Source organism: Nocardiopsis sp. TRM 82005, assembly GCF_056312425.1.
This window is the reverse complement of sequence record NZ_JBWDTQ010000006.1, coordinates 261,245-283,364: the sequence shown is the minus strand read 5'-3', so window position 1 is coordinate 283,364 and position 22,120 is coordinate 261,245. Positions and strand designations below refer to the sequence as shown.

Here is a 22,120-nt window from a genome sequence, read left to right as displayed (position 1 = left end):
CGCCCTCCTCCAGTCAGACGGCGGAGGACCTCACCCGGGCCGGTGCCCTCCCGTGCCCGGCGGTGTCCGTAAGCGCCCCACGGCGGCGGGCAGGGGGAGCTTGCCGTTGGCCTGGTTCCCCTGACCTGACAGGTGGGGTACGCGGGTGGCGGTCGGCCTCAGCTCAGCGCCGCGACCACCGCCTGTTCGTCGCCCCACCGGGCGCGGAGCCGTGACCTTCCCCCCGGCTCACCGTCCAGGACGTGCGGAAGCAGCACCTGCCCGTCCTGAGCCGATTCGGCGCCCTCACCACCGGAGCCGGACTCCCTGGTGAGCAGGACCTGCTGCGGCTTCCGCTCCAGGAGGCGGCCCTCCTCCCAGATCTCCAGCTCCGCCTGCTCCTGCTCACCGGTCAGGGCCCGCCGGAAGCACGCGACCGACACCTCGTCCTCGGTTCCGTCGTAGACCCAGCGCGTTCCCAGGACGGAGTGCTCCAGGGTTCCGACGAGGTGGTCCTCGTAACCGGGAAGGGGCGCGGCCCGGTAGGCCAGCGGCACGTGGAGCAGGCGGTCCCCGCGCCGGAGCAGGAACACCTCCACCCCGACCTCTCCCGCCGGGTCGTCGAACCTGTACGTGCCGAGCACCTCGTCGGGCCCCTGACCCGCCCACGGCTGACCGTCCAGCCAGGCGCTGATCAGCTCGGGTTTGCTCGGTGTGAGGGTAGCCCTGTAAATGATCGCCATGGGCACCAGTATCCGGCACCGCGGGCGGAGCGAGGGGAGGGCGTCGCGGTCGCGGGGCGAGGCCGTTCGGGGCGCGGTCGGCTCACGTTCGCCCATAGACCCGGCGTGGCGGGCCCGTCATGCTTGACCGGCCTCCGCGGATTCTCCACGATGGACGGCGTCCGTCGTTTCCACAACGGTTCGAGAGGATCTCTTGATCACTCCGGAAGTCGCCGACGGCGTCCACCTCGTCTCCCACGCCCACGTCAACTGCTACCTCATCGAGGACGAGGACGGCGTGACCCTCGTGGACGCGGGCCTGCCGAGCATGTGGTCCATGGTCCTGCGGGCCCTGGAGACGCGGGGGCGGCGCCCGGACGAGGTCAGGGCGCTGGTACTGACCCACGGCCACTTCGACCACGTGGGTTTCGCCGTGCGCGCGCACCGGGAATGGAACGTGCCCGTGCTGGTTCACCCGCAGGACGCCTACCTGGCGGCCCACCCCTACCGGTACACGCCCCAGCGCAACCGCCTCCTCTATCCGTTCACCCATCCCCGGTCCCTACCGCTGCTGGGCCGGATGGCCGCGGCCGGAGCCCTGAACGTCAAGGGGGTGGGCGACGTCGAGCCGCTGACGACCAGGACCGCCCTACCAGTGCCCGGCCGCCCCGTCGCCGTACACACCCCCGGGCACACCGACGGGCACTGCATCCTCCACCTGCCCGACCGCGACACCGTCATCAGCGGTGACGCCCTGGTCACCCTCGACCCCTACACCGGCCGGGCGGAACCGCAGATCGTGGCCTCCGCGGCCACCAAGGACACCCACCAGGCCCTGACCTCCCTGGACGCGGTCGCCGGCACGGGCGCCACCACGGTGCTCCCCGGCCACGGGGAACCGTGGACCGGAGGCGCGGAGGCCGCGGTGCGCCGCGCACTCGACGTCGGAGAGCACTGAGAGGCGGTTCTCCAGCTCGGTCCGCCGTCGTCCACCCTCCAAGGCACCGGATACGCCTCACGAACCACGGCTCCGCCGTCGCCGTGACCGGACCGGGTGTTGCGGAGCGGTCGCGTACGGTCCCGCGCCACGACGGGAGTACGGGCACAGGCCCCCTCGGCGGTCACGAAGCGTCGTGGCTCCGCGATCGCCGGGGCCCGCGCCCGCATCGCCGTTCCAGGGACGCTGCCGACGCCTGCCCGCGCGACTTCTTAGCGGGTGAAGTCGTCCGGTCCCCTGGCGGGACCGTGGTAGAACTCGCGGTCCGGCTCGTCCTCGGGCACGGGCGGGTAGGTGGGGCCGTCCTCGCCCGGCTCCTGGCGGGCGGCGAGGGCGAAGCCCTGGGCCCGCATCGTTCCGGCGACCCTGTCGCGCAGCTCGGGGAGCATCGAGTACAGCACGTTGCCGGGGCAGGCGGTGGCGTTGAAGTCCCGGTGGCCCAGGACCGCTCCGTACGGGTTGAGCCCGTAGGCAGCGCACAGCCACGCCAGGGTCTCCACCAGCGAGTCGGTCAGGGCCCCGGTCGGGCCCACGCTCGTGTACAGGCCCTCGTTCTCGATACCGATACAGGTGCTGTTGTTGTTGGCCACGTGGGCGCCCACCACATGGTGACCCGCCGCGATGGATTCCGGGGTGCGGTCGCGGCCCTCCATGACGTGGCCGCCGCGGCTGATGGTCAGCTGCTGTCCGGTGTCGGCCCAACCGTTGCTGTCCATGTGGAAGTTCTGGATCGACTTGGACAGGCGCAGGGCGTGGTCGAGCGAGTAGTCGGTGCTGTTGGCCGTCGCGGTGTGGTGGACCACGATGTAGCGCGGCGGGGTGGCCAGGACCTGGATGGGGCTGCTCGGCGGGCGGGCGCCCCAGGCGCCCCGCCAGTACAGGTACGGCTGGGCCGCCTGGGCGGAGGCGCCCGTGCTGGCGGCCTGGGCGGAGGCGCTCGTGGCGCCGACCGCGCTGAGGGCTCCGCCGAGGGCGGCGGCACCTGAGGCGACGACGGCTCCGCGCAGGATACTGCGCCTGTCCGGACCTGACCGATGGGTGTTGGTCATGGGAGTCCTTTTGTAGCTCGCAGGGTTACTTGCCAGTTCATGAAAAAACACGGACCCCACGGAGCACAAAGGGTCACATCATGTATTTCTGTGGCCAATTCCGGTCAGAAAATCAACGCACAACCCTGATAGCCAAGTGTCGTTTGGTGCTGTAAGGGCGGCGGGGGAAGCGGAAGGGGAAACCCTGCTTCGCGCCGTCCTACCTGGTGTGCCGATGATCTACGGAACCGTTCTTTCGAATCCTCCCGATTCGTGATACGTGAACAGCACCGCACCCTTCTCCGGGGCCGCAGGAAGGATCGTGGCCCCGTCCGCGGCCACCAGGCCGTCGGGCACGGGAGCGTCCGGACCGTCGTAGTACTCGGTACGGGTCGCAGACATCAGACTTTCCCGATTGCCGTCCTCGCCAATGACTCGCGCCGTGTGCACGTCACCCGGTGGCACACGGCGCTCTGGTGCCAGCGCTCCACGACAGGTGGTGGTCCGCCAGGACACTCCACCGCCTTCGACGGTCCGGTGCGGATGTCCGGCCGCACCCACCGCCGCTGCACCACGGACACCGACCAGGCCACAGACCTCGTGCGCCTGTTCGCCTGGACCGACCCCGACCGGTTGCTCGCCACCCGATGTCCCACGCGACCGGGACGGCCCGGCGGGACGGAGTCGCCTCGATCAGTTTCCCGCGCCGGCCACAGGTGGAGCGGGCCAGGGGCCATAGAAATCATCTATGCCCCCTACTCACATTCCGTCTTTGTCTTTCGCTCTTTTCCGGGCGTACCGTAAAGAATGTCGACGAGGTGCTCACCGCGATTCTCCGAGGATTCGCGCTCCGCGCACGTCGATCCTCATTCCGCCGAGCGGATGAGTACGCAACCGAGAGGACCGATGGTATGACCGCGACCGAGAGCGGACCGGGAACGCGGGAATTCGCGGGGAAGCGGGCCCTGGTCACAGGTGGTTCACGCGGAATCGGAGCGGCCATCGTGCGCCGTCTCCTGGACGCGGGCGCCGAGGTGCTCACGACCGCCAGGTCGGCGGCGGGCACGGTGCCGGAAGGGGCCGCCTTCGTGCAGGCCGACGTGCGGACACAGGCTGGAGCGGAGGCGCTCGCCGCGGCCGCACAGGAGGCGCTCGGCGGGGTGGACATCCTGGTCCACAACGCGGGCGGGGCGCGACCGTACGCAGGCACCTCGGCCATCCCCGACGAGGAGTGGCAGGACTCGCTGGACCTGAACTACCTGGCGTCGGTGCGGCTGGACTCGCTGCTGGTACCGGGGATGCGGGAACGGCGTTCGGGGGCCGTCGTGCACATCTCCTCGACCGCGGTCCTCACCCCGGCGGGACCGTTCCTGCACTACACCACGGCGAAGGCGGCGCTGGAGAACTACAGCCGGGGACTGGCCCTGGAGCTGGCCCCGTTCGGAATCCGGGTCAACACCGTGGCTCCCGGCAGAGTCGCCACCCCCGGAGGCGAGGCGACGCGGGAGCAGTGGGCGGAGGTGTCCGCGCGCATGGGCATGGCGCCGGCGGAGAACAGCGCCGACGACACCCCGCCGCTGGGTCGCGACGGCCGGCCCGACGACATCGCCCACGCGGTGCTGTTCTTCGCGTCCGACCGGGCGAGCTGGCTGACCGGGAGGAGACTCACCGTGGACGGCGGCGAATTCCCCATGGGCTGACGCCCGCGGATTTCCGGAACGCCGATTTCAGCAAATGCATTCATTGACTTGTGCCTGGGCACATCACTGAATTTCGAGAGAAAGAACGAAGGAATCCTGGCATGAGCGAGTACAGCGGCAAGAACGCGGTGGTCACGGGTGGCGGCAGCGGCATGGGGTTCGCGATGGCGAAGCTGCTGACGGACGGCGGAGCCCGCGTGGTGATCACCGGTCGTTCCCAGGACACGCTCGACGCCGCACGGGAGCGGCTCGGCGAGAACGCGGTGACGGTCCGGGGCGACGTGTCCTCACTGTCCGACCTCGATGCTCTGGCCGACCGTGTGAAGGACGACCTCGGCACGCTCGACGCCCTGTTCGTCAACGCCGGCATCGCGTCCCCCACACCCTTCGGATCGACGACCGAGGAGATGTACGACGAGCTGTTCGCGATCAACGTCAAGGGCGCCTACTTCACTGTGCAGAAGCTCGCCCCGCTGCTGAGCACGGGCGCCGGCGTCGTCCTCACCACCTCGGTCGCGAACGTCATCGGCATGTTGGATACCAACGTCTACGCGGCCGGCAAGGCGGCGCTGCGCTCGATGGCCCGCAGCCTCTCCCGCGAGCTGCTTCCGCGCGACATCCGTGTCAACGCGATCAGCCCCGGCCCCATCGACACGGGAGCCCTGGAGAACACGATGACGGCGGAGGCCGCCGAGCGGTTCAAGGAGGAGCGGGTCGCGGACAATCCCATGCGGCGTTTCGGCACCACCGAGGAGATCGCCGTGGCGGCCGCCTTCCTCGCCTTCGACGCCACCTACACCACCGGCACCGAGCTCGCCGTGGACGGTGGCGTCACCCAGCTCTGAAGGGGTCCGCGCGCACGCTCCTCCAAGGCATCCCCCCAGCGTGCCGTCACGCCCCAGGACGGGCTCTCCGCAGGTGTGCACCGCGGCAGCGCCGTCGCGGACGGTGACGTCGGTCCGGCCGAAGGGGGTGATCAGGTGGTCCGCGGGGTCGGCGCGGCGGTCCTCTCCCGTCGTAGTGCCCGCCGGTCCCCGGCCACCGCTCCTCTCGGCCCTCAGGAGACCGGTGAGAAGGAGGCGGTGTCCTGCCAGGTCTCCTGACGCAGGAGTTCGAGCAGGGCCGTCTCCCCCGGGCCCGCGCCGTGCCGGACCACGGCGATGACGGGCTGGGACACGGCCGGGGACACCGGGCGCACGAGGTGCTCGTAGCCGTGGGGCACCGCGGAGGCCGGGACGAGCGTCGCCCCCAGCCCGTGGGCGGCCCAGCGCACGGCCGTCGCCGTCTGGGACACGCGGGCGACCGTGGCCGGGGTCACATCGTTGTCCCTCAGCACGCTCAGCAGCACGCCGTCGAGCGCGCTGTCGCGGTCGAACCTCACCCACGGCTCTCCCTCCAGTGCGCGCAGCTCGACCCGGTCCGCGGAGAGCAGCCTGTGCCCGGCGCCCAGCACCACGACGAACTCCTCGTCGCCGAGGCGGTGGGCGTCGGCGGGGCTCTGCTCGCACGCCGCCATCAGGGCGAGGTCCAGCACGCCCCGGCGGCACAGCCGATCCAGCTCGGCGGAGCTCGGCTCCTCGAAGACGGTGACCTCCAGACGCGGGAAGCGGCGGCGCAGCGCCTCCAGCGCACCCGGCAGTTGCCGAGTGCCAAAGCCCATCTGCGCCACGACCACCAGTTCACCCACCAGCTCATCGGCACCGGCCCGCGCCGTCGCCCTCGCCCTCCGCGCCGCGCTCACCGCGATCTCCGCCTCCCGCAGGAACGCGCGGCCGACCACGGTGGGCACCAGTCCGGTCGGCGTACGAGCGAACAGCTTCACGTCGAGTTCCCGTTCCAGGGCGCGGATCTGCTGGGACATCGAGGGTTGGGCGACGTGCAACCGCTCCGACGCCGCCGTCACCGACCCCTCCTCGGCAACGGCCAGGGCGTACTCGTACTGGCGAAGGCTCATCGGCTCCCGTTTCCCCCCTGCGGTGGACCGCGGTCCACCTCGTTCTCATCGTCGCGACGGCGGGTGTCACAACACGGGAGGCGGTGCCTTTACTCCATGCCGTCACCGAACACGAGGGGCCCAACACTGTGCGGAGTCATGGCCGTGACCGCTGACACGCTCCTGACCGAGTTCGCGGGCATACCCTGATCCGCTCCGAAGGTCAGGGGGATTCAGGAACCGGAGCCGTGGCGGGCACTGTTCCAGGGCATCTCAGCCGACAGGGTGACGGCCGCGCCGGATCCCTCGAGTCGGCGCCTCGGCCCCAGCACGAGTCGGCCCTGCCCGGCTTGTCGTGCGCCCCATGCCCAGAGCCGTCCATGGCGCCGACAACGGCTCTGGGTACCGGGGTCACCGACGTTCTGCCCCGCCTGCCGTGAACCAGCAGGCGGGTCGGCGGCGGGTTCTGCGGTGGCTGGCTCGCGGACGCGGCCCAACGCATCAGGCGGACCGCTCCCTGACCCCAGTGGGCACGGGCCGTATACGTGGGGGCGGGGCGGCTCCAGGGGAGCCGCCCCGCCGTCGCCATACCGCTGGCTTCAGTTGTCCCCGTCGTCGTTCATCAAGGCCTCCTCCTCAGCACATGGGGGTCCGGGGGCTCGGGACCGTGCGCGTCCCCAGATGTGCGACGGCCCCCGCTTTCCATGAAGCCGGGCCTCCGGTCATGGCCAACGCCCTTGCGTGAGATTGCGCCCGTCAGGACACCAGGGTGTGTCCGACGCAGTGCCAGGTGGCACGAGCGAAGCAGCGGGGCTGTGCGGATGCTGGGGCGGGTGACGCGGGGAGTTGCCGTCAGATGCAGTCGTGATGGCCTGCACCACCGCCGCGGCCAAAGGCCCTACGAGGATCATCGACGCTCTCCCGTGGCCGAATGTGGCCACCGCACCACGGACGCCGCCATTCTTCTACCCCATGCCCAGAACTCACAGGTCAAAGCACTCTCCCCTCAAGAACATAAGAATCCCGGGTTTTGGACCCGCATTCCTCCAGAACACCCTGAAGCTGCCTTGACCTCGCAAAACGACACTCGAAATGCTTACCGTCCGACAGGATTCGCAGAACCGGAACCGTGGTTACCCACGAAATCGTTCCCGCAGCTAGCATCGGTGCGTATCCACCCACGACCATCCGGAGAAACCCATGCCCGATGCGGGAGTGAACCCGTGCGAGGCCGTGAACTTCGCCGGCACGACAGCGGATCTGGCTGACACCATGGCCACACTCATCAGGGACTTCGGAAACGACATATCGCCTCCGGTCACGCCATCAGGAACCAGGGCAACCGGTCTCCTCCGACCCAGCGGTCGGCCTGACAGTCCGCGGCCCCAGCACTCGGAAGACGTCGGTGTGGCATGACCCTCGCGCCACACCGCGGCGCCAGTCCGTGTGCGACACGGGCGACGGGCCCTTCACGTGGGTCGGTGCCCTCTACCCGGCATCAAGGACGAGGACCGAACTCCCAAACGCACACGGACTCGTCTTCGGGTCCGAACTGCGAAGTCGTCGATTCTCTTCCACGGGCCCGGCCGCGCAACCGGAAATGTCGGGGGCACTGCGCGAGGTGAGCACACCTGTCGGCACGAATTCCCGGCCTTCGGCTGAGCTTGGCACAGAAGCACGGATGGCTATAGTAACGCTTACTTCACGTAATATCCGCATCGCTGATGCACTCCACGCAAAGCCCTCTGAGGACTGTCTCTTCCTGGTGAAAGGATTGTGGTATGTCAGGTGAGTCCGGCGGAAACCCGATCGAGGGCTATGAGGGCGCCGAGCTGGCCGCGGCGCTGGCCGAGTCCATGGCGGGGCTGGCCGACATGTTCGACCTGATCATGGAGGACGCCGAAACCGTCGCCCACAGGGACGAGGTCTCGTCGGCTCTACGAACGTACAAGGAGGAGCACGGTCCGGCCATTGTCGAGATACAGGAGCACGGTCTCCAGCTCGCCGAGAACATCCAGGCGGGCGCCTCCGAGATCGCCCGGAACGACCAGGAGGCCGCTGAGCACTACGAGACCCCTTGGGACCTCGGCACGGACCTACAGGTCAACTTCTGACCCTCCAGTTCCCATCCCTTCCCTCCCCCGACCATTCTCCTGGCAGCAGGGACCCGATGACATACTTCGACATCTCCTTCCTGGCCCGTTCCACGTCCGCTAACCCCGAGGCGATCAGAACCCGGACCGAGGAGCTGGACACCCTCCAGTCCCGGCTCCTGGGTAGGGCGGACGACCTCGACGCCGACTTCAACCACACGGCCACCCAGTTCACCGACCTCATGGCCTGGAACATCCGGGACCTGTCCGCCGAGGAGCTCCAGCTGTGGCGGGACGCCGGAACGGCGATCGCCTATGCCTCCTCCATGGTCGAGATGTGGGCGCAGTGCGTGGAGAAGTTCGAGGAGGAGCGCTCGGCACAGATGTCCGAGTGGTGGGAGTTCCTGAGGACGAAGCGGGCCGAGATCCCGGACAAGTACCAGGGCCAGACCATCACCGCGACCTATCCGGAGCGGGAGGGGTTCGGCTGGCTCGGTGACGAGAACAAGTGCCGTTCCGTCTACGACGAGGTCGCGGCGAAGGCGGAGGACCTCAAGGAGCGCGAACGCACCAACTACCAGGCGTTCGAGAACAATGCCGAGGACGTCGGCGACAAGCTGCGACAGGGTCCTACGAAGGAAAACGTCCAAGCGCTCATCGACGCCGGGATCAACTCCTGGGCCTTCTACAATCTCGACCCCAACCACTACACGATGCTGGTCGACAACCGGGAGCTGACCGAGGAGAACGCCGAGGAATGGGCCGAGGAGCTCTCCTCCTACTGGTCCGGCGACAAGCCCCTGGACGAGCGGTACCACGAACTCATGCTCATGATGAGCATGATCACCACCAACGCGATGCAGGCCCAGCAGGGAGGCACGGGTTACCGCAGCGATGAGCTGGACTTCCTCCGGGCGTTCTACGACGAGCTGGAGGAGGACCCGAACCCCGAGCACAGGGGTGTGATCGGTATCCCCGCCGAGATGGAGGGCGACCACCTCACCGACGAGGAGCGCGAACACGCACTCGGTGTCCTCGGGGACGGTCTGCTCACCCTGTCCGATGAGAGGGTCGGTGGTGGGTACGGTGACCTGCCCGCATCCGTCAGGTCCGTTGTCGACGGGCCGGACTTCAGCGGTGTCAGGAGCGGTGGCGGCTACTCCCAGACCCATACGGACTGGATGGAGAAAGCGGGCTACCTCGACGACCTCCTCACGAACTCCCACGAGGACATGGAGGGTGGCGCCGAGTTCTCCACACGCATGATGGACACCGTCTCGGCGTCGCTTGCGCGGATCGACGCCCTGGGTAGCGACGACAGCTCCATGTCCGGCCTCCTCGACGTGGCCACGCGCAACGAGGACGCCAACTACGCGGTTCTCACCGGGGAGTACCCGGAAGGGGTCGAGGGAGACCTTCCCTGGACCGAGGACACCGCGGACAATGTCACGGACCGCATCATCGGTCAGCTCTACACCCACGAATGGGATGACGACGGGGAGGCGGCACGCGGTCTCACCAAGTGGATCGAGGACATGTCGTGGAGCGATGACGGGGACGAGCGCCGCATGGCTGCCGAGGCGATGGACGGCCTCATGGAGACGATCACCTCCAAGGACATGCACGACACCCTCTCCGACACGGGCATCGAGGTGGAGCTATCCGACGGGACGGAGGTTCCCAACGCGCCCTTCACCGCGGTCAACGGAGAGGTCGCCGACGGCTTCGCCCACCTCTTCGAGCTGTACATCGAGAGCTTCGCCGACGAGGAGGGCCTCGACGGTGGTCATGTGGACTTCGGGTGGGAGAGGGGGGAGGAGGATCTCTGGGACGACGATGCCAGGACACTCGCGATGTCGCCCTCCGAACGCCTGATCTTCCTCGAGTACGTCATGGGCAACGAGGACTCGGCCGTTCGAGCCCATACCGCGGCAGCGGTCTACTCAACCGCCCAGACCGAGCTCTACCTGGAGAACGGCAACAATGTGGAGACGGGAGCCAACGCCGGCGTCCTCCAGTCCCTCGTGGACGCGGCCCTGCACAACGAAGCGGTGAACCGCAACCTCGACCTCGAACAGGAGGAGGCGATGCGGAAGAAGCTCGTCGAGGGTGTGGCGAACTCTGGCAACAACGCCTTGAGCCTGGTCCCCGGGGTCGGTGTGGTCCTTCAGAGCGGGGGTCAGTTCATCGCTCCCGAGCTGATCAACGAGGCATTCAACGACTACGTGAGCGTCATGTCCCACGAGGACAGCAGGACCACGGCGATCGACGTCGACTATTACACGAGCGTGAAGGTCCTCTCCGAGGTCATCGAACGCGACGGCGGCGAACTCCCCGTCATCGACGGGGACATCAGAATCGGGGGCGCGGGTGGTGTCACCCCGCAGGAGGTTCTGGAGCGCGCGGGGCTGCTCGACGAGCGCGGTGGGGAGTACTACATCGACTTCGAAAGTGAGCCGGGAGAGGACGCCCCAAGCTCATCCGAGGTCCAGGAGGCGCTGAACAGCTTCCTGGAGTCCAGCGAGGTGGACTGGGCTCGGGGGGCGACCTACTCCGGGACCGATTTCTCGTCGAACTTCACCACTTACTTCGGGCGTTTCTACGATCCCATCCAGGATCAGATGCGCTACAGCAAGGACAACATCGAAGGCCTCTACGAAGGAGTCCCAGCGGACGCGCCCAGCTCATAACAGGCGTTTCCTGACTCTGATCCCGAAAGGATGGTTGATCGTCCGTGAAGAAGGCTCCGCTGGCACTGGTCGCCGTCTCCGCTTCTGTTGTTGCACTTGCCTGCGCATGCACTTCTCCCGAGGGTTCGTCGGGCGGAGGCGTCTCCCCTGCCTCCGAGGCGCCGAATGGGCGAGTGACAGAACTCTGGGTGTCAGGAACCGTGGACGCCCATGTCATCCAGGAGATGTTCGCCAGGGATACCGATGGATCCGTCATGGAAAACATCGAGGATTACTACGAGGAGCGCCGGGAGGTCGAGGAAGCCGAAGGCCTCGAACCGTTCGATGGCGTGACGGTGCTCCTGGACTCCGGTGTCCTCGTGGAAACCAAGGAGGGCTATCGTGTGGTGACCGACTGGGATGAGTGGGACACCAGAGGCGTTTCCAAACCAGGGGAAACTGAGGTCCTCCAAGCGATGAGGCATGTCCTTGAAGTGAACACGGTGGATTGGTGCGGTGAAATGAAGGGATACGAGTTCTCGGATCTCTACGTTGACTCCTACTGGGGGGCTTTCGGCACCAAGGAGGAGTATGCTGCGAGCATCGAGGGATACGTTTCCTGCGGCTCGGGGGAATGAACCCCAGGACCAGCGCCCCGGCGCACGGCAGGCGCAACGCGCCGCCGGATCTTCCGAGCGTCCCGGTTCGGTCCGCCAGCACGCCCGCCTGGCTGTCTCCTGGAGCTTCGGGGCGGATCAGGAGGCGAGCACGTGGAGTAGGGCAACGAGGGTGCCCGAACTCTGCACCCGACCGCCAGTGACCAGGTCGCGAACCTTGGCCAGGGGCACCCACTCGTAGACGCCCTCGTCGAACTCGGTCGGGTCCGCGACCAGCTCGGCGTCACGTCCGACGAAGACGTGGTGGGGACTGCGGACCGTGCCGATCATCGGCTCGAAGGTGGCCACGTGCTCCACTGAACCGACCCGGTGGCCGGTCTCCTCCAGCGCCTCTCGGACAGCGGTCCGCTCCGGTGTCTCCTCAGGGTCCAGAAGTCCTCCGGACAGTTCCCAGCCCCAGACGTCGGGCACGAAGCGGTGCCGGTAACTCATCAGGACGTGCTTTTCGGCCCGGTCCAGGATCGCGATCACCGCGGCCGAGGGCAGGGTCACGGTGTGGTGCTCGAACCTGTTGCCCGAGGGTGTGGTGATGTCGGCCTTGCCCAGCCTCACCCACGGGTTGTCGTACAGGGTGCGCTCACCGTGCACCACCCAGCGGCCCTGGTAGCCATCCGTCGCGTCCATGGGAGTGACGTTATCGCGACCTTGGAAAACAGGTGCTGGTGCCCTGACGGCCGCGCCGGGCCCGAAGGGGTCGGCGCGGCCTGGTGGTGGGTGTGCATGTGGATCACCACAACAGGTCCGCGATGAGGTGGTGGGCGAACGCGCTCGCCGAGGCGGCGAGAGTGCAACCGGTCAGGTGCCAGCCGGTGTGATGCCAGGTTCGAGCCGCTGAAAGGAGAGTTCCGCCCTTCGAGGACCCGGATCCTGGGATCTCAGCAAGTCCATGCGCAGCGGCCGACACCTCACCGCGCCATACTCACGGAACACGCGCGGGAAGGCCTCAGTCGGCTACTCGGAACGGAACACCGCGCTGCGCAAGGAAAGCCTCGACTCGGGGAAGATGGTCCGCGCAGAGCGCGAAAGCCAGTAGGCGACAAGCGCGGGTGGCCGCGACGTAGAGGACGTTGCGGTCCTCGGCGAGTTCCGAGGTGGCAGGGCACTCCTGGTTCAGCCAGGAGGAGAGCAGTTCCTCACAGCGGTTCTTCTCGGTCGGCTTTGGAACGATGACCAGGACGGCGTCGGCCTCCTCACCCTTGACCTGGTGGATGCTGGTGGCCCAGCCCACCTCCACCGACGCGTCGGCCTGAGGTCGACTGTGTCCGCCCACCCGGTAGGCGGGCTTGTCGTCCGTGCTCGCCTGCCTGCGCGCCCATCGGGGGTTGTTCTCAGGGACGACGAGGTCCTGGCTGGGACTGTGTCGCCTGAACACCTCCCTGGCCTGCTCCCTCCACTCCCCCATCACCTGGTCCAGGGCCGGAAGGTCGCGTAGCACCAGGGCCTGGCTCCGGGCCAAGCCCTGGGCTGTGACCTTGTGCCTCTCCAGTCGGGCCGCCTCTGGAAGGTCGTCCTTCCCGCACCACACGTCCAGGATGCTCGCCCGGATGACCGCTCCGGCCTCCTCTCGCTGCTTGGTCGGAGGGGCCCCGGCGTTCAGGACCCCGACCGCCCAGGCCAGCCTGCCGATGTGCGACGTGGGCTGCATGGTCGCTCCGGTGAGATCCTTCGGCAGGGAGGATCTGCGGTGAGCGATGACGAGGCGCTTCTCCTGCGGGATCCCGATTCGGTCGGCCTCCTCACAGAAGGCCCGGACGTGGCCGGTCCCGCGACTTGGCAAGGCGGTGAGGAGAATCGGAACCCGCTCGTCCCGGTGCGAACCGGCGGCTATATCAGCTTGCCGTTCACTAGTGCGCAGGGTCGCGGCGAGGTCGCAGATGGTCTGGCTGGAGCGCCAGTTGTGCCGCAGTCGCAATGACCGCGTCACGGCGAGGGGAACAGGGGCGTCGATCGCGGACACCGTGTCCCGGAACCCGTAGATGGCCTGGTCGGGATCTCCGACAAGCATCAGCGGAAGACCTCGGGCAGCCAGCTCCTGGAGGATCCTGCGGTCCTCGGCCGAGCAGTCCTGGGCCTCGTCGACGACGAGTTCGCTGAATCTGGCGGTGAGTACTGACATCATCGCCCCGGACAGGTCCGGATCAGCGAGCAACCGTAGCGCGAGGTCCCGAACCAGATCTCCCGTGACGTATCCCTTTCCGAACAGCTCGTCGATCTTCTGGGCAGCCCAACGCTGGGGGCCATAAGGGCTACGCCCCCGCAGTTTGTGGCGGGACGACCCCCTCAGAGTGGCCGCTCCCACCCGCATACCGTTGATCGCGGCGAAGGTGAAGTCCTCCAGGTTCAGCTCGCCGTCGCTGGCCCCGGGATGATCCCTCCACGACTCCAACCGGTGCCAGGACCGTCCGCCCTGCGCGGGGGTGGACAGGTAGGGACGGACCAGGTGGAGCCAGATGAAGGTGTCGATCGTACCGATGAAGTGCGGGAAGGAGGCCAGCTCGGGCTTTCCCGCCTCACGGCAGCGTCTACGCAGCTCACGCCCCGCCACCTTGGTGAACGACGCGATCGCCCGTCCCTTACGTGCGGGCAGGGCACGCTCAAGGTGTCGGTCCACGATGACGCGGGTCTTACCGGCTCCGGGACACGCCAGAACGCCCACTGGTCGCCCCGGCAGCGTCTCAGCCTTGACGACCGCGCGCTGGGTGATCCGAGCCTGCTCTCGCAGTTCGCTCCCCTCGTCCGGGAGCTGGAGGTCAGTACGCATCGGCGGACTCCCCCTGAGTAATCCACGAGAGAGCGTTACGGAAGTACGCGGGAGGGATCAGGTGTCCGTCCGGCCCGAGCTCCGCCGCGACCTCCAGGAGGTCCTGGGCGAAGTCGCCCTTGCGGACGTTGTGCTTGCCGAACAGATCGGCGAACGTTCTGGCCCGTGCCTCCTCCGGTCCGGTGGGCAAGGCATCCCAGTCACCCGCCCATGCTCGGGGACGCTGATTTCTCCATGCTTCCTGGAGAAGGGGCACGTTGCGCTCGTCGGCCGCCAGCAGTTCGGGTTCGAGCGTCGTCCGGTTGGAGAAGACCCGGGCGACGTCCTCCGGAGCCTCCAGCTCGGCGAAGAGGTCCCGGAGATCGCCTGGGCGGTCGACCCTCCTCTTCTTATCCAGGCCGAAGAAGTCCCCGTCGGTGATGACCGCGATCCGCTGGGCGATGCGGTGGCCGCTCTGGCGGTCCTTGGTCAGCAGGACCCGGAGGTAGGGCTCGAAGTCCACCCCGTCGATCGGCACCACCGCTGTTCCCCGGAAACGCTGTAGAGCGGCCCGGTCGAGGAGCTGTTCCGCGAAGGCCGGCGCCAGGATGGCCTCGGCGATCCCCTCCAGGAGGAGCACACGGGGACCGAAGAGCAGCGTGCTGCGTGTGGCGTTGAGATACTGGCGGACCCTGCGCAGACTCGCGTCCGTGAGTTCAAGCCCGCGGACCGCGACTGCCTTGGAGCGGTACTCCGGAAGGCGTGCCGTCGTGACTTCCGGCTCGGCCTCCTCTTGTTCCTCAGAGCCTTCCTCCCTTTCCGGTTGCACGTGACGGTGCCGCTGAAGCACCACGAAGTTCTCCGGACCGACAGCGGTGGCGATGTGGGGTGAGTGTGTGGTGACCACGACCTGGATGTGTCCCAGCCATGCGTCGCCCACGACTTCGCGCTGGTGGCTCCTGGCCGCCTCCTCGGTGAGGTAGTCCATGAGGATCGTCTGGAGCTGGGGGTGCAGGTGGGCTTCGGGTTCCTCGACCAGCAGTAGTGTCAGGTCGGCCTCGGCGGCGTCCTGGAGCTGGGTGAGGACGGTGGCCATGAATAGCAGGTTGGCGTAACCCAGGCCGCTCTGGGCGAGGTCGCGTGGGTCCAGCCCGACCTGTTCCAGGCGCAGGCGCAGCGCGCGGGTCACCGACGCGAGAGAGGTCTCGGCGAAGCCGACCCCCACTCGCTGATGGTGAGCTCCCTCCGTGAGTCTGGTCAGTCCCTTCTGGACGTGCTCGGCAGCAGCGGTCAGAACCGGGAGTTCCTCGATGATCTGGAACTGCTTTTCCACGTCGGAGATGAAGCTCTGACGCTCGTCGACATCCTTGAGCAGTCGCTCCACCACGTGTTGGACACGGCTACCCGCGCTGGAAGCCAGCTCGCGCCGGGCATCGCGCAGGGGTGGCAGGTACAGGTGGCGGATGCGCTTACGAGCGGCGGGTTCGGGGTCGTGGTCGGCCGTGTCGGTCTCACCCGCCTTCCAGGAGAGCTCTCCCCGCTGGCTCCCGGTCGGGGGCGGTGTGTATGTGAGCCGATAACTGATCGAGGTCCGATCCGGGTTGAGCGCCTGGTTGTAGGGGGCGAGGTCACTGACCTTCTGAAAGGCGTACCGGCCCACGAACTCGATGCTGAGCGGGCAGCCAGCCCGGTGCCCTCCTTCAGGACATCCGTCGCGGTACAGGTCGTCGCGCTGTAGGTGGAGGTCGCGCTTGCCGTCTAACGGCTCGGTCAGGTGCCGGATGGCGTCCATGACGTTGGACTTGCCCGCGTTGTTCTCTCCCACCAGCACGGTCACACCAGGTTGAAGGGTGATGGTCGCGTCAGCGAGCGAACGGAAGCCCTTGAGTTGAAGTCTTTCGAGGTACACGGGTGCCCTTCGATGCCGTGGACTACTGGGAGAGGCCTCTGCCATCAGAGACAACACTCACAGTAGACATACCATGAAAGCCTCGTCAACATACATTACTGCGACAGTCGTGAACACGGAACGGTCGAGACGTACTGTTGGACTCGCCGCCTGTTTCCTGGCAAGCGTGTGACCGGCTCCGCCTGGCATACGGAGGCGGAGCTGTGCCCTATCCCGGCCGCTCTCGCTCCTTGAACTGGTCGAGGCGCTGCAGAATGCGGCCGGCGAGCTGGTCGGGGGAAAGACGGAACGGTACCCACTGATCGCGGGACCCCGGCTTCATCGAGGCGTTGAACCGGAACCTTCAGTGGGAGTCGAGGGAGGGCTCCATGGCTGTGAACTCCTGGCTGGGAACCAGCCAGGCGGTCCGCAGAGCCCCCACCTGAGGGTCGACCACCGCGAAGAACAGGTCCAGGTCGGGGCGGGGGCGGAAGATCTGGGAACGGACGAGCGCCACACACCGCTCCTGCTCGCGCACCATTGTGCCGTCGGACATGCGCGCCTTGACCTGGACCGCCAGTGTGCGAGACGTTCCACGCCGATGGAAGACCAGGTCGACTCCCTCATCGTCCACCAGGGAGGTCGAGACGTTGAGCTCTCCACTGGTGGCCAGGATGCAGGTCGCCGCGATCAGGTATTCGGCCGCCGACTCCCGTCCGTCCGGCGCTCGGGCTCTTTGCCAGGCAGTCAGCGTCCCCGTCTGCCATGGGACGACCCTAGCGAGCACGGCATCACCCACGAGACCGATCAGAGATTTTGATGGTAGTAGGGAACGTTTACCCAGCTCCTTCTCAGCCCTGAGTACGGATCTCCGGTGCGATGCTCAGGGTGAGAACAGCGTGGGCGACTGACGGTGAGCTGGAGGAGCGGTGGCGGCCGCGCCGGGCCCCGAAGGGGTCGGCGCGGCCGTCGATGTGCGCGGGCCGGGGTGGTCCTCAGAACAGGCCCGCGGCGAGGTGGTGAGCGCAGGCCCCGGCGACAGCGGCGATGGTGTAACCGCCCAGGTACCAGGCGGTGCGGCCCAGGCATCGAGGTTCGCGGTGGCTGTGCGGACGCCGCGGACGGCACGGCAGCGTGTCAACCCGCGTGGGGTGCATCTCCAGCAAACGCGTGCTCCACGCGCAGCCGCTGAGTGTGGTGCATCCGAAGCCCCGCCACCTCCTCGGAACCGAACCAGCCCACCTCGTGCGACTCGTCGCTGACCGCCAGACGGCCGCCCACCACGCGAGCGCGGAAGCACACGTTGAACTGGCGGCGCACCTCCCCGTCGCCGTAGGCGATGACGTGCCGGGCATCGGTGTAGGTGCCCACCAGCCCCGTCACCTCGACCTCGTAGCCGGTCTCCTCCCGCACCTCCCGCACGGCCGCCTCGGGCAGGCTCTCGCTCATCTCCATCGCCCCGCCCGGCATCGCCCACAACCCGTTGTCCACCCGACGCTGCAACAGCAGACGGCCCCCGTCGTCGAACACGGCCGCACTGGCCGCGACCACCAGGCTGTTGGGAACGGGCGCGTCCGGATCGTCGTAGTACTCGGTACGAACCATGTGCTGCTTCACTCCTCAAGCGGTCGAGCTGTGCGCCATACGGCGTCCATACTGGCGGCATAAGCGTCGAACAGCCCCCGAGGAGCCGTGCGCTTCAGCCGCAGCAGCGGGTTGCCGTAGGCGTTGACCCCGTACAGGTGCGTGTTGACGTACATGTGGTCGTCGGCCCGGTAGAGCGAGTTGTACAGCGTCGTGGAGTGCACCCTCACCGCGACTCCCGGAGTCGCCGTCAGCGGCCGGTAGTGCATCGCGGCCAGGCGGCAGCGGGACTGGATGCCGTGGCCGAAGCTCTCCTCCTCCCCGCGCACACGCACGGCCTCGCAGTCGGGATCCCCGATGAGCACCCGCACGCGAACGCCGCCCTCGGCCCTACCTCTGAGCAGGTCGTTCCATTCGGGGATCTGCTCGTGGAGGAACAGGGCCGCGTAGACCAGGAGGTCGATGGACCTCTCAGCCGCCGCGAACATGTCCCGCCACTGCTCGGCTGATACGTCGGAGCGTTGGCGGTGAACAGCCACCAGGTCCTTGTCCGCGCCTGCCGTTTCTTTGGCCCGCCGTTCCAGGGAGGGCCAGAGTTCGCGGACGTCCGCACCGAGTACACGTGCCACCGCGTGGGCGTTGCGGCGGTGGGGCACACGTCCGGTGCTGATCCAGCGGGCCACGGTCTTGGGGTCGGTACCCACGTGCACGGCGAGGGAGGCCGCCGTGTGCCCGGACCGTTCCAGGCAGATGCGAAGCCGTTCATTGGGGGGCATGGGGACGTTTCTACCGCACCGGGACGTCTTTCGAGGCGGCCTTCGTGCGGTAGAGGCGTCCCGCAGGGCGCGGACAGACTGATGGCTCCACATACGGCATGAGCAGAGGAGCACGCAACGATGCAGGACAGCACTCGACCCACGGAGACATTCGAGCCGGAAACCCTTCCCCCTGTCGTCATCGAGATCGGTGACGCAGTGGAGCTGACCGAGGGAACCAGCAGCAGGAGCGGTAGCGAGGACAAGCGCTACAAGTACCAGTAGGCCGATGCGGGATCCGGAGGCCGTGCGCCTCTGAAGGACAGGAGAGACATGGAATGGTTCGGCGGAGTGGCCACGGCCACCGGATCCCCCGCCATACGGCCCGCCTCCCCCGCATGGTCCCTATCGCTCCCCTGTGGGGAGCTGTGGATCGTGGGCTCGGGTGCCGGGATCGCCGTGACCTCCGCCGAAGCCGGCCCTCTGCACGGGGCGGTACTCGGCACCCACACGGTGTCCGCCGACGGTCTGCGGACGTGGCTGTCGGGGGACTGGCGCTCCGGTCCGCCCCCTTGGCCTGGGACCTACACGGTCGTCGTCACCCATCCGGGAGGTGCGGCCGTGTTCACCGATCCCGCTCACGCGCTGCCGCTCCACTTCTGTGAGGTGGAGGGTTCTGTGGTGTGGGCATCCTCCAGCCGTGCCCTGGCGGGTGTCACCGGCACCGGGGTGGACCTGGCATGGGTGTCGGGCCTTCTGGCGGATCCGGTGGGGCGGCACGCGGCGAACCGGAGCGCTTTTGAGCGGGTACGCACCGTCCCACCGGGGCATCGCCTGGAAGTGTGCGGAGAAGGGCATAGCACGGTCGGCCGGTGGTGGTCGCCACCCAGGAGCGCGCCACGAGCCGAGGCTGTCCGGCTGTTCAGAAGCGCCCTGGAAAGGGCCGTCGCGGTACGGCTCGCGCAGGCCGAGCACCTCTCCTGTGATCTGAGCGGGGGGCTGGACTCGACCACGCTGTGCCTTCTCGCCGCGAAGCAGGCTGCGGGGGCACGCCCCCTCATCGCATGGACGGTCCACCCCGCGTCCAGGAACCACGGCGGCGACCTGGACCACGCACGCGAGGCCGCACGCGGGCGACCCGGCGTGCACCACGTGCTGTTGCCCCTGACCGAGGCGGAACTCCCCTACAGCGGCTTGGAGCGGGTACCGCCGACCGACGAACCGGCTCCGGCCACCATCACCAGTGCCCGGCACGTGCTGGCCTACGAGCGGATCCGCGCTGCCGGAAGCACACTCCACGTGAGCGGCGACGGAGGCGACGCGCTGTTGATGCAGTCACCCGAGCTCACGCTCAGGCTGGCGGCGCGCGGCCGTGTGCTGCGCGCTCTGCGGGACCTGCACGGGTGGGCCAAGCTCGACCGCAGGAGCCCGGCCCGTCTGCTGCCGCGCTTGGCCCGGCCCGGGCGCGGGCCCTTACCGCGTTGGCTCACTTCGAAGGCACAGGACATGGCCGTCTCCGGGCCCGCCCCCAGCGCCGTGGGCCTGCTGAGCAGCGACGCGGAACTGCTCACACTGCGCGGCATCGGGCGCACCGCCCACGCGGACGCGCAGTTCGCCGCGCCTTTCGGGGTCCGCCTGGAGTCCCCCTTCCTGGACAGGGCCGTGGTGGAGGCCGCTCTGGCCTTCCGTGTCGGGGACCGGGGGTCGCCCTGGAGCTACAAACCGCAGTTGACGGAGGCGATGCGGGACGTCCTGCCCAGAGCGGTGGCGCAGCGGCGCACCAAGGGCGGCACGGACGCCGACCACCACCTGGGGTTGCGTGCGCACCTGCCGGAAGTGTCGGCCCTTCTCGTCGACGGCTGGTTGGCGGGCCACGGCCTGATCGATGCCCGGGCAGTACGCGCAGAGCTGCACGCGGCGGCCTCGGGCAGGGACACGCCGTGGGGGCTGCTGGAGCCGGTGATCGCCGCCGAGGTGTGGGGGCGCACGGTCGAAGCGAGCCCTCCGCCCGCATGGACGCGGGCCCCGGCACGGCAGGAGGCGAACAGGTGACCCTCCCGCCATCCCTCTTCCCCGCCGCGCACCTGCGGCTGGTCTGCTTCCCGACCGCATGCGTCGTCCTGGACGTGGAGAAGGGTGCGGTGCTGCTGCTCTCTGGGGAAGCCGCTCAGGTCATCTCGCGCCTGTGCACCGCACAAGGTGTGGCCTCAGCACTCTCCCCGTCCCCCGATCAGGAGCCAACTCTTGTGGCGCTGGTGAACACAGGGGTGCTCATCGGGGGCGAGAGCCCCCGTGCCTGGGACAGCGTCAGGCCGGGAGTTCCTTCCTCACCCAGTTGGGGGACGCGAGACAGCCCCGCCGCGCTCGCACCGATCCCCCGGGCCTCCCTGCGCTGGTACCTTCTGGGCGCCCTCGCGCTGCTCGCCGTGCTGGTCGGTGGACCGGGAAGCCGCAGGAGCGCGTTCTCCCGTACCCGGCGACTGACACGGAAGGCGGTAGTAGGTATCGCCGACCATGCCGCGGCGGTCGAGGCAGCGTACGCGGTGAGGAAAGCAGACCGCCTGCTGCCGCTGCGCGTGGCATGTTGGGAGGAGGCCGCGGCGACCACCGTCGCTCTGCGCTGGGCGGGGTACCGAGCCGCTTTCCGGCACGGGGTCGCCACCGATCCGGTGCGGTTGCACGCCTGGGTCGAGGTCAGCGGCCGACCGGTCGCCGAGTCCGACGACATCACCGACTACACACCCTTCGAGGAGTCCTGTGAGTGACATCGCCGAACCGGTCCTGTGGGCCGAGGCCGAGGGCATCGCCCTGGGAGCGCTGCGCGCCGACCTGGCCCGCGAGTACTGGCGGTGGGAGAGCGACCCGGGCGCCGTACTCGGTTACGGACGACAGGTACCCGAGAGCCCCGAGTCCCGGGCCGAAGGCCTGGAGCACCAGCTACGCGGAGCCCCTGACCAGGCGCGCTTCACCGTCTACGACACACGGGGAAGCGGGTCGGCCCCGTGCGGGCTGGCCAGCCTGCTCATCGACCACCAGGTGCGCACCGCTGAGTTCGTCCTCGTCATCGCGCCCGAGAGTCGGGGGAAAGGCGTGGGCACCACGGCCACACGGCTGACGCTGGACTACGCCTTCCACGTCATCGGGCTGGAGATGGTCTGGCTCAAGGTCCTGGAGCCCAACACCGCCGGACGCAACGCCTACGCCAAAGCGGGGTTCCGGGAAGTGGGCACCATGCGCAGCGCCGGGCAGTGGAGAGGGCGCCGCTGCGGCGAGGTGGTCATGGACGCCCTGCCTGAGGACTTCCCCTGGCCGTCGGTGATCGTAGACGCGGACGGCTGACAGAGAAAGAAGGTGA

General features: G+C 68.1%; 20 protein-coding genes. 10 read left to right on the top strand and 10 right to left on the bottom strand.

Features of this window, described 5'->3' with window-relative positions; all coding sequences use genetic code 11:
• Positions 1–158: 158 nt before the first annotated feature.
• Positions 159–722: a CG0192-related protein gene (locus AC0T5L_RS05740; protein WP_476164310.1), complete on the bottom strand. Its 564-nt coding sequence runs from the start codon at positions 720–722 to the stop codon at positions 159–161.
• A 193-nt stretch (positions 723–915) separates the two neighbouring features.
• Here AC0T5L_RS05740 and AC0T5L_RS05735 point away from each other — a divergent pair, with 193 nt between their 5' ends.
• Positions 916–1,659, top strand: coding sequence for an MBL fold metallo-hydrolase (locus AC0T5L_RS05735; protein WP_476164309.1), 744 nt, complete (start codon positions 916–918; stop codon positions 1,657–1,659).
• Between the two features lie 251 nt (positions 1,660–1,910).
• Here AC0T5L_RS05735 and AC0T5L_RS05730 read toward each other — a convergent pair whose 3' ends face one another.
• Positions 1,911–2,747, bottom strand: a complete 837-nt coding sequence (locus AC0T5L_RS05730) for a peptidoglycan recognition protein family protein (protein ID WP_476164308.1) — start codon at positions 2,745–2,747, stop codon at positions 1,911–1,913.
• A gap of 219 nt (positions 2,748–2,966) precedes the next feature.
• Positions 2,967–3,128, bottom strand: a complete 162-nt coding sequence (locus tag AC0T5L_RS05725) for a hypothetical protein (protein ID WP_476164307.1) — start codon at positions 3,126–3,128, stop codon at positions 2,967–2,969.
• A gap of 509 nt (positions 3,129–3,637) precedes the next feature.
• Here AC0T5L_RS05725 and AC0T5L_RS05720 point away from each other — a divergent pair.
• Together AC0T5L_RS05720 and AC0T5L_RS05715 are read left to right on the top strand one after the other, a co-directional pair.
• Positions 3,638–4,426, top strand: a complete 789-nt coding sequence (locus AC0T5L_RS05720; protein WP_476164306.1) for an oxidoreductase — start codon at positions 3,638–3,640, stop codon at positions 4,424–4,426.
• Between the two features lie 101 nt (positions 4,427–4,527).
• Complete coding sequence (locus tag AC0T5L_RS05715; RefSeq protein ID WP_476164305.1) at positions 4,528–5,271, top strand: SDR family oxidoreductase; 744 nt, start codon at positions 4,528–4,530, stop codon at positions 5,269–5,271.
• A 212-nt stretch (positions 5,272–5,483) separates the two neighbouring features.
• On the opposite strand, the gene AC0T5L_RS05710 is transcribed toward AC0T5L_RS05715, so the two are convergent.
• Positions 5,484–6,380 (bottom strand): LysR family transcriptional regulator, encoded by an 897-nt coding sequence (locus AC0T5L_RS05710; RefSeq protein WP_476164304.1) that lies wholly within the window; start codon positions 6,378–6,380, stop codon positions 5,484–5,486.
• A 1,760-nt stretch (positions 6,381–8,140) separates the two neighbouring features.
• Between AC0T5L_RS05710 and AC0T5L_RS05705 the strand changes: the two genes are divergently transcribed.
• The 3 genes from AC0T5L_RS05705 (at position 8,141) to AC0T5L_RS05695 (ending at position 11,759) form a co-directional block, all read left to right on the top strand.
• Positions 8,141–8,473, top strand: a complete 333-nt coding sequence (locus AC0T5L_RS05705; protein ID WP_476164303.1) for a hypothetical protein — start codon at positions 8,141–8,143, stop codon at positions 8,471–8,473.
• 56 nt (positions 8,474–8,529) lie between these two features.
• Positions 8,530–11,142, top strand: coding sequence for a TPR repeat domain-containing protein (locus tag AC0T5L_RS05700; protein ID WP_476164302.1), 2,613 nt, complete (start codon positions 8,530–8,532; stop codon positions 11,140–11,142).
• A 173-nt stretch (positions 11,143–11,315) separates the two neighbouring features.
• A complete protein-coding gene (locus AC0T5L_RS05695) occupies positions 11,316–11,759 on the top strand; it encodes a hypothetical protein (RefSeq protein ID WP_476164301.1) in 444 nt (147 codons plus the stop codon).
• A gap of 117 nt (positions 11,760–11,876) precedes the next feature.
• On the opposite strand, the gene AC0T5L_RS05690 is transcribed toward AC0T5L_RS05695, so the two are convergent.
• The 6 genes from AC0T5L_RS05690 to AC0T5L_RS05665 form a co-directional block, all read right to left on the bottom strand.
• Positions 11,877–12,422, bottom strand: coding sequence for an NUDIX hydrolase (locus tag AC0T5L_RS05690; protein ID WP_476164300.1), 546 nt, complete (start codon positions 12,420–12,422; stop codon positions 11,877–11,879).
• A 319-nt stretch (positions 12,423–12,741) separates the two neighbouring features.
• Complete coding sequence (locus AC0T5L_RS05685; protein ID WP_476164299.1) at positions 12,742–14,559, bottom strand: UvrD-helicase domain-containing protein; 1,818 nt, start codon at positions 14,557–14,559, stop codon at positions 12,742–12,744.
• Positions 14,549–16,492, bottom strand: coding sequence for an ATP-dependent nuclease (locus AC0T5L_RS05680; RefSeq protein ID WP_476164338.1), 1,944 nt, complete (start codon positions 16,490–16,492; stop codon positions 14,549–14,551). Before AC0T5L_RS05680 ends, AC0T5L_RS05685 begins: the two co-directional genes overlap by 11 nt.
• A gap of 298 nt (positions 16,493–16,790) precedes the next feature.
• Complete coding sequence (locus AC0T5L_RS05675) at positions 16,791–17,213, bottom strand: hypothetical protein (protein WP_476164298.1); 423 nt, start codon at positions 17,211–17,213, stop codon at positions 16,791–16,793.
• Positions 17,214–17,563: 350 nt separating this feature from the next.
• Entirely contained in the window at positions 17,564–18,031 is a 468-nt protein-coding gene (locus AC0T5L_RS05670) for an NUDIX hydrolase (protein ID WP_476164297.1), read from the bottom strand.
• 8 nt (positions 18,032–18,039) lie between these two features.
• Positions 18,040–18,786 (bottom strand): XRE family transcriptional regulator, encoded by a 747-nt coding sequence (locus AC0T5L_RS05665; RefSeq protein WP_476164296.1) that lies wholly within the window; start codon positions 18,784–18,786, stop codon positions 18,040–18,042.
• A 120-nt stretch (positions 18,787–18,906) separates the two neighbouring features.
• On the opposite strand from AC0T5L_RS05665, the gene AC0T5L_RS05660 reads away from it, so the two are divergent.
• The 4 genes from AC0T5L_RS05660 to AC0T5L_RS05645 are packed head-to-tail and all read left to right on the top strand — an operon-like array spanning position 18,907 to position 22,104.
• On the top strand, positions 18,907–19,050 hold the full coding sequence (locus tag AC0T5L_RS05660; RefSeq protein WP_476164295.1) for an albusnodin family lasso peptide: 144 nt from the start codon (positions 18,907–18,909) through the stop codon (positions 19,048–19,050).
• 48 nt (positions 19,051–19,098) lie between these two features.
• Positions 19,099–20,817, top strand: a complete 1,719-nt coding sequence (locus tag AC0T5L_RS05655) for an albusnodin/ikarugamycin family macrolactam cyclase (RefSeq protein WP_476164294.1) — start codon at positions 19,099–19,101, stop codon at positions 20,815–20,817.
• The gene (locus tag AC0T5L_RS05650) at positions 20,814–21,530 is read left to right on the top strand and encodes a lasso peptide biosynthesis B2 protein (protein WP_476164293.1); all 717 of its coding nucleotides are present in this window, start codon (positions 20,814–20,816) and stop codon (positions 21,528–21,530) included. Before AC0T5L_RS05655 ends, AC0T5L_RS05650 begins: the two co-directional genes overlap by 4 nt.
• Complete coding sequence (locus AC0T5L_RS05645) at positions 21,523–22,104, top strand: GNAT family N-acetyltransferase (RefSeq protein ID WP_476164292.1); 582 nt, start codon at positions 21,523–21,525, stop codon at positions 22,102–22,104. The genes AC0T5L_RS05650 and AC0T5L_RS05645 overlap by 8 nt, the downstream gene beginning before the upstream one ends.
• The last annotated feature ends 16 nt before the right edge of the window (positions 22,105–22,120 follow it).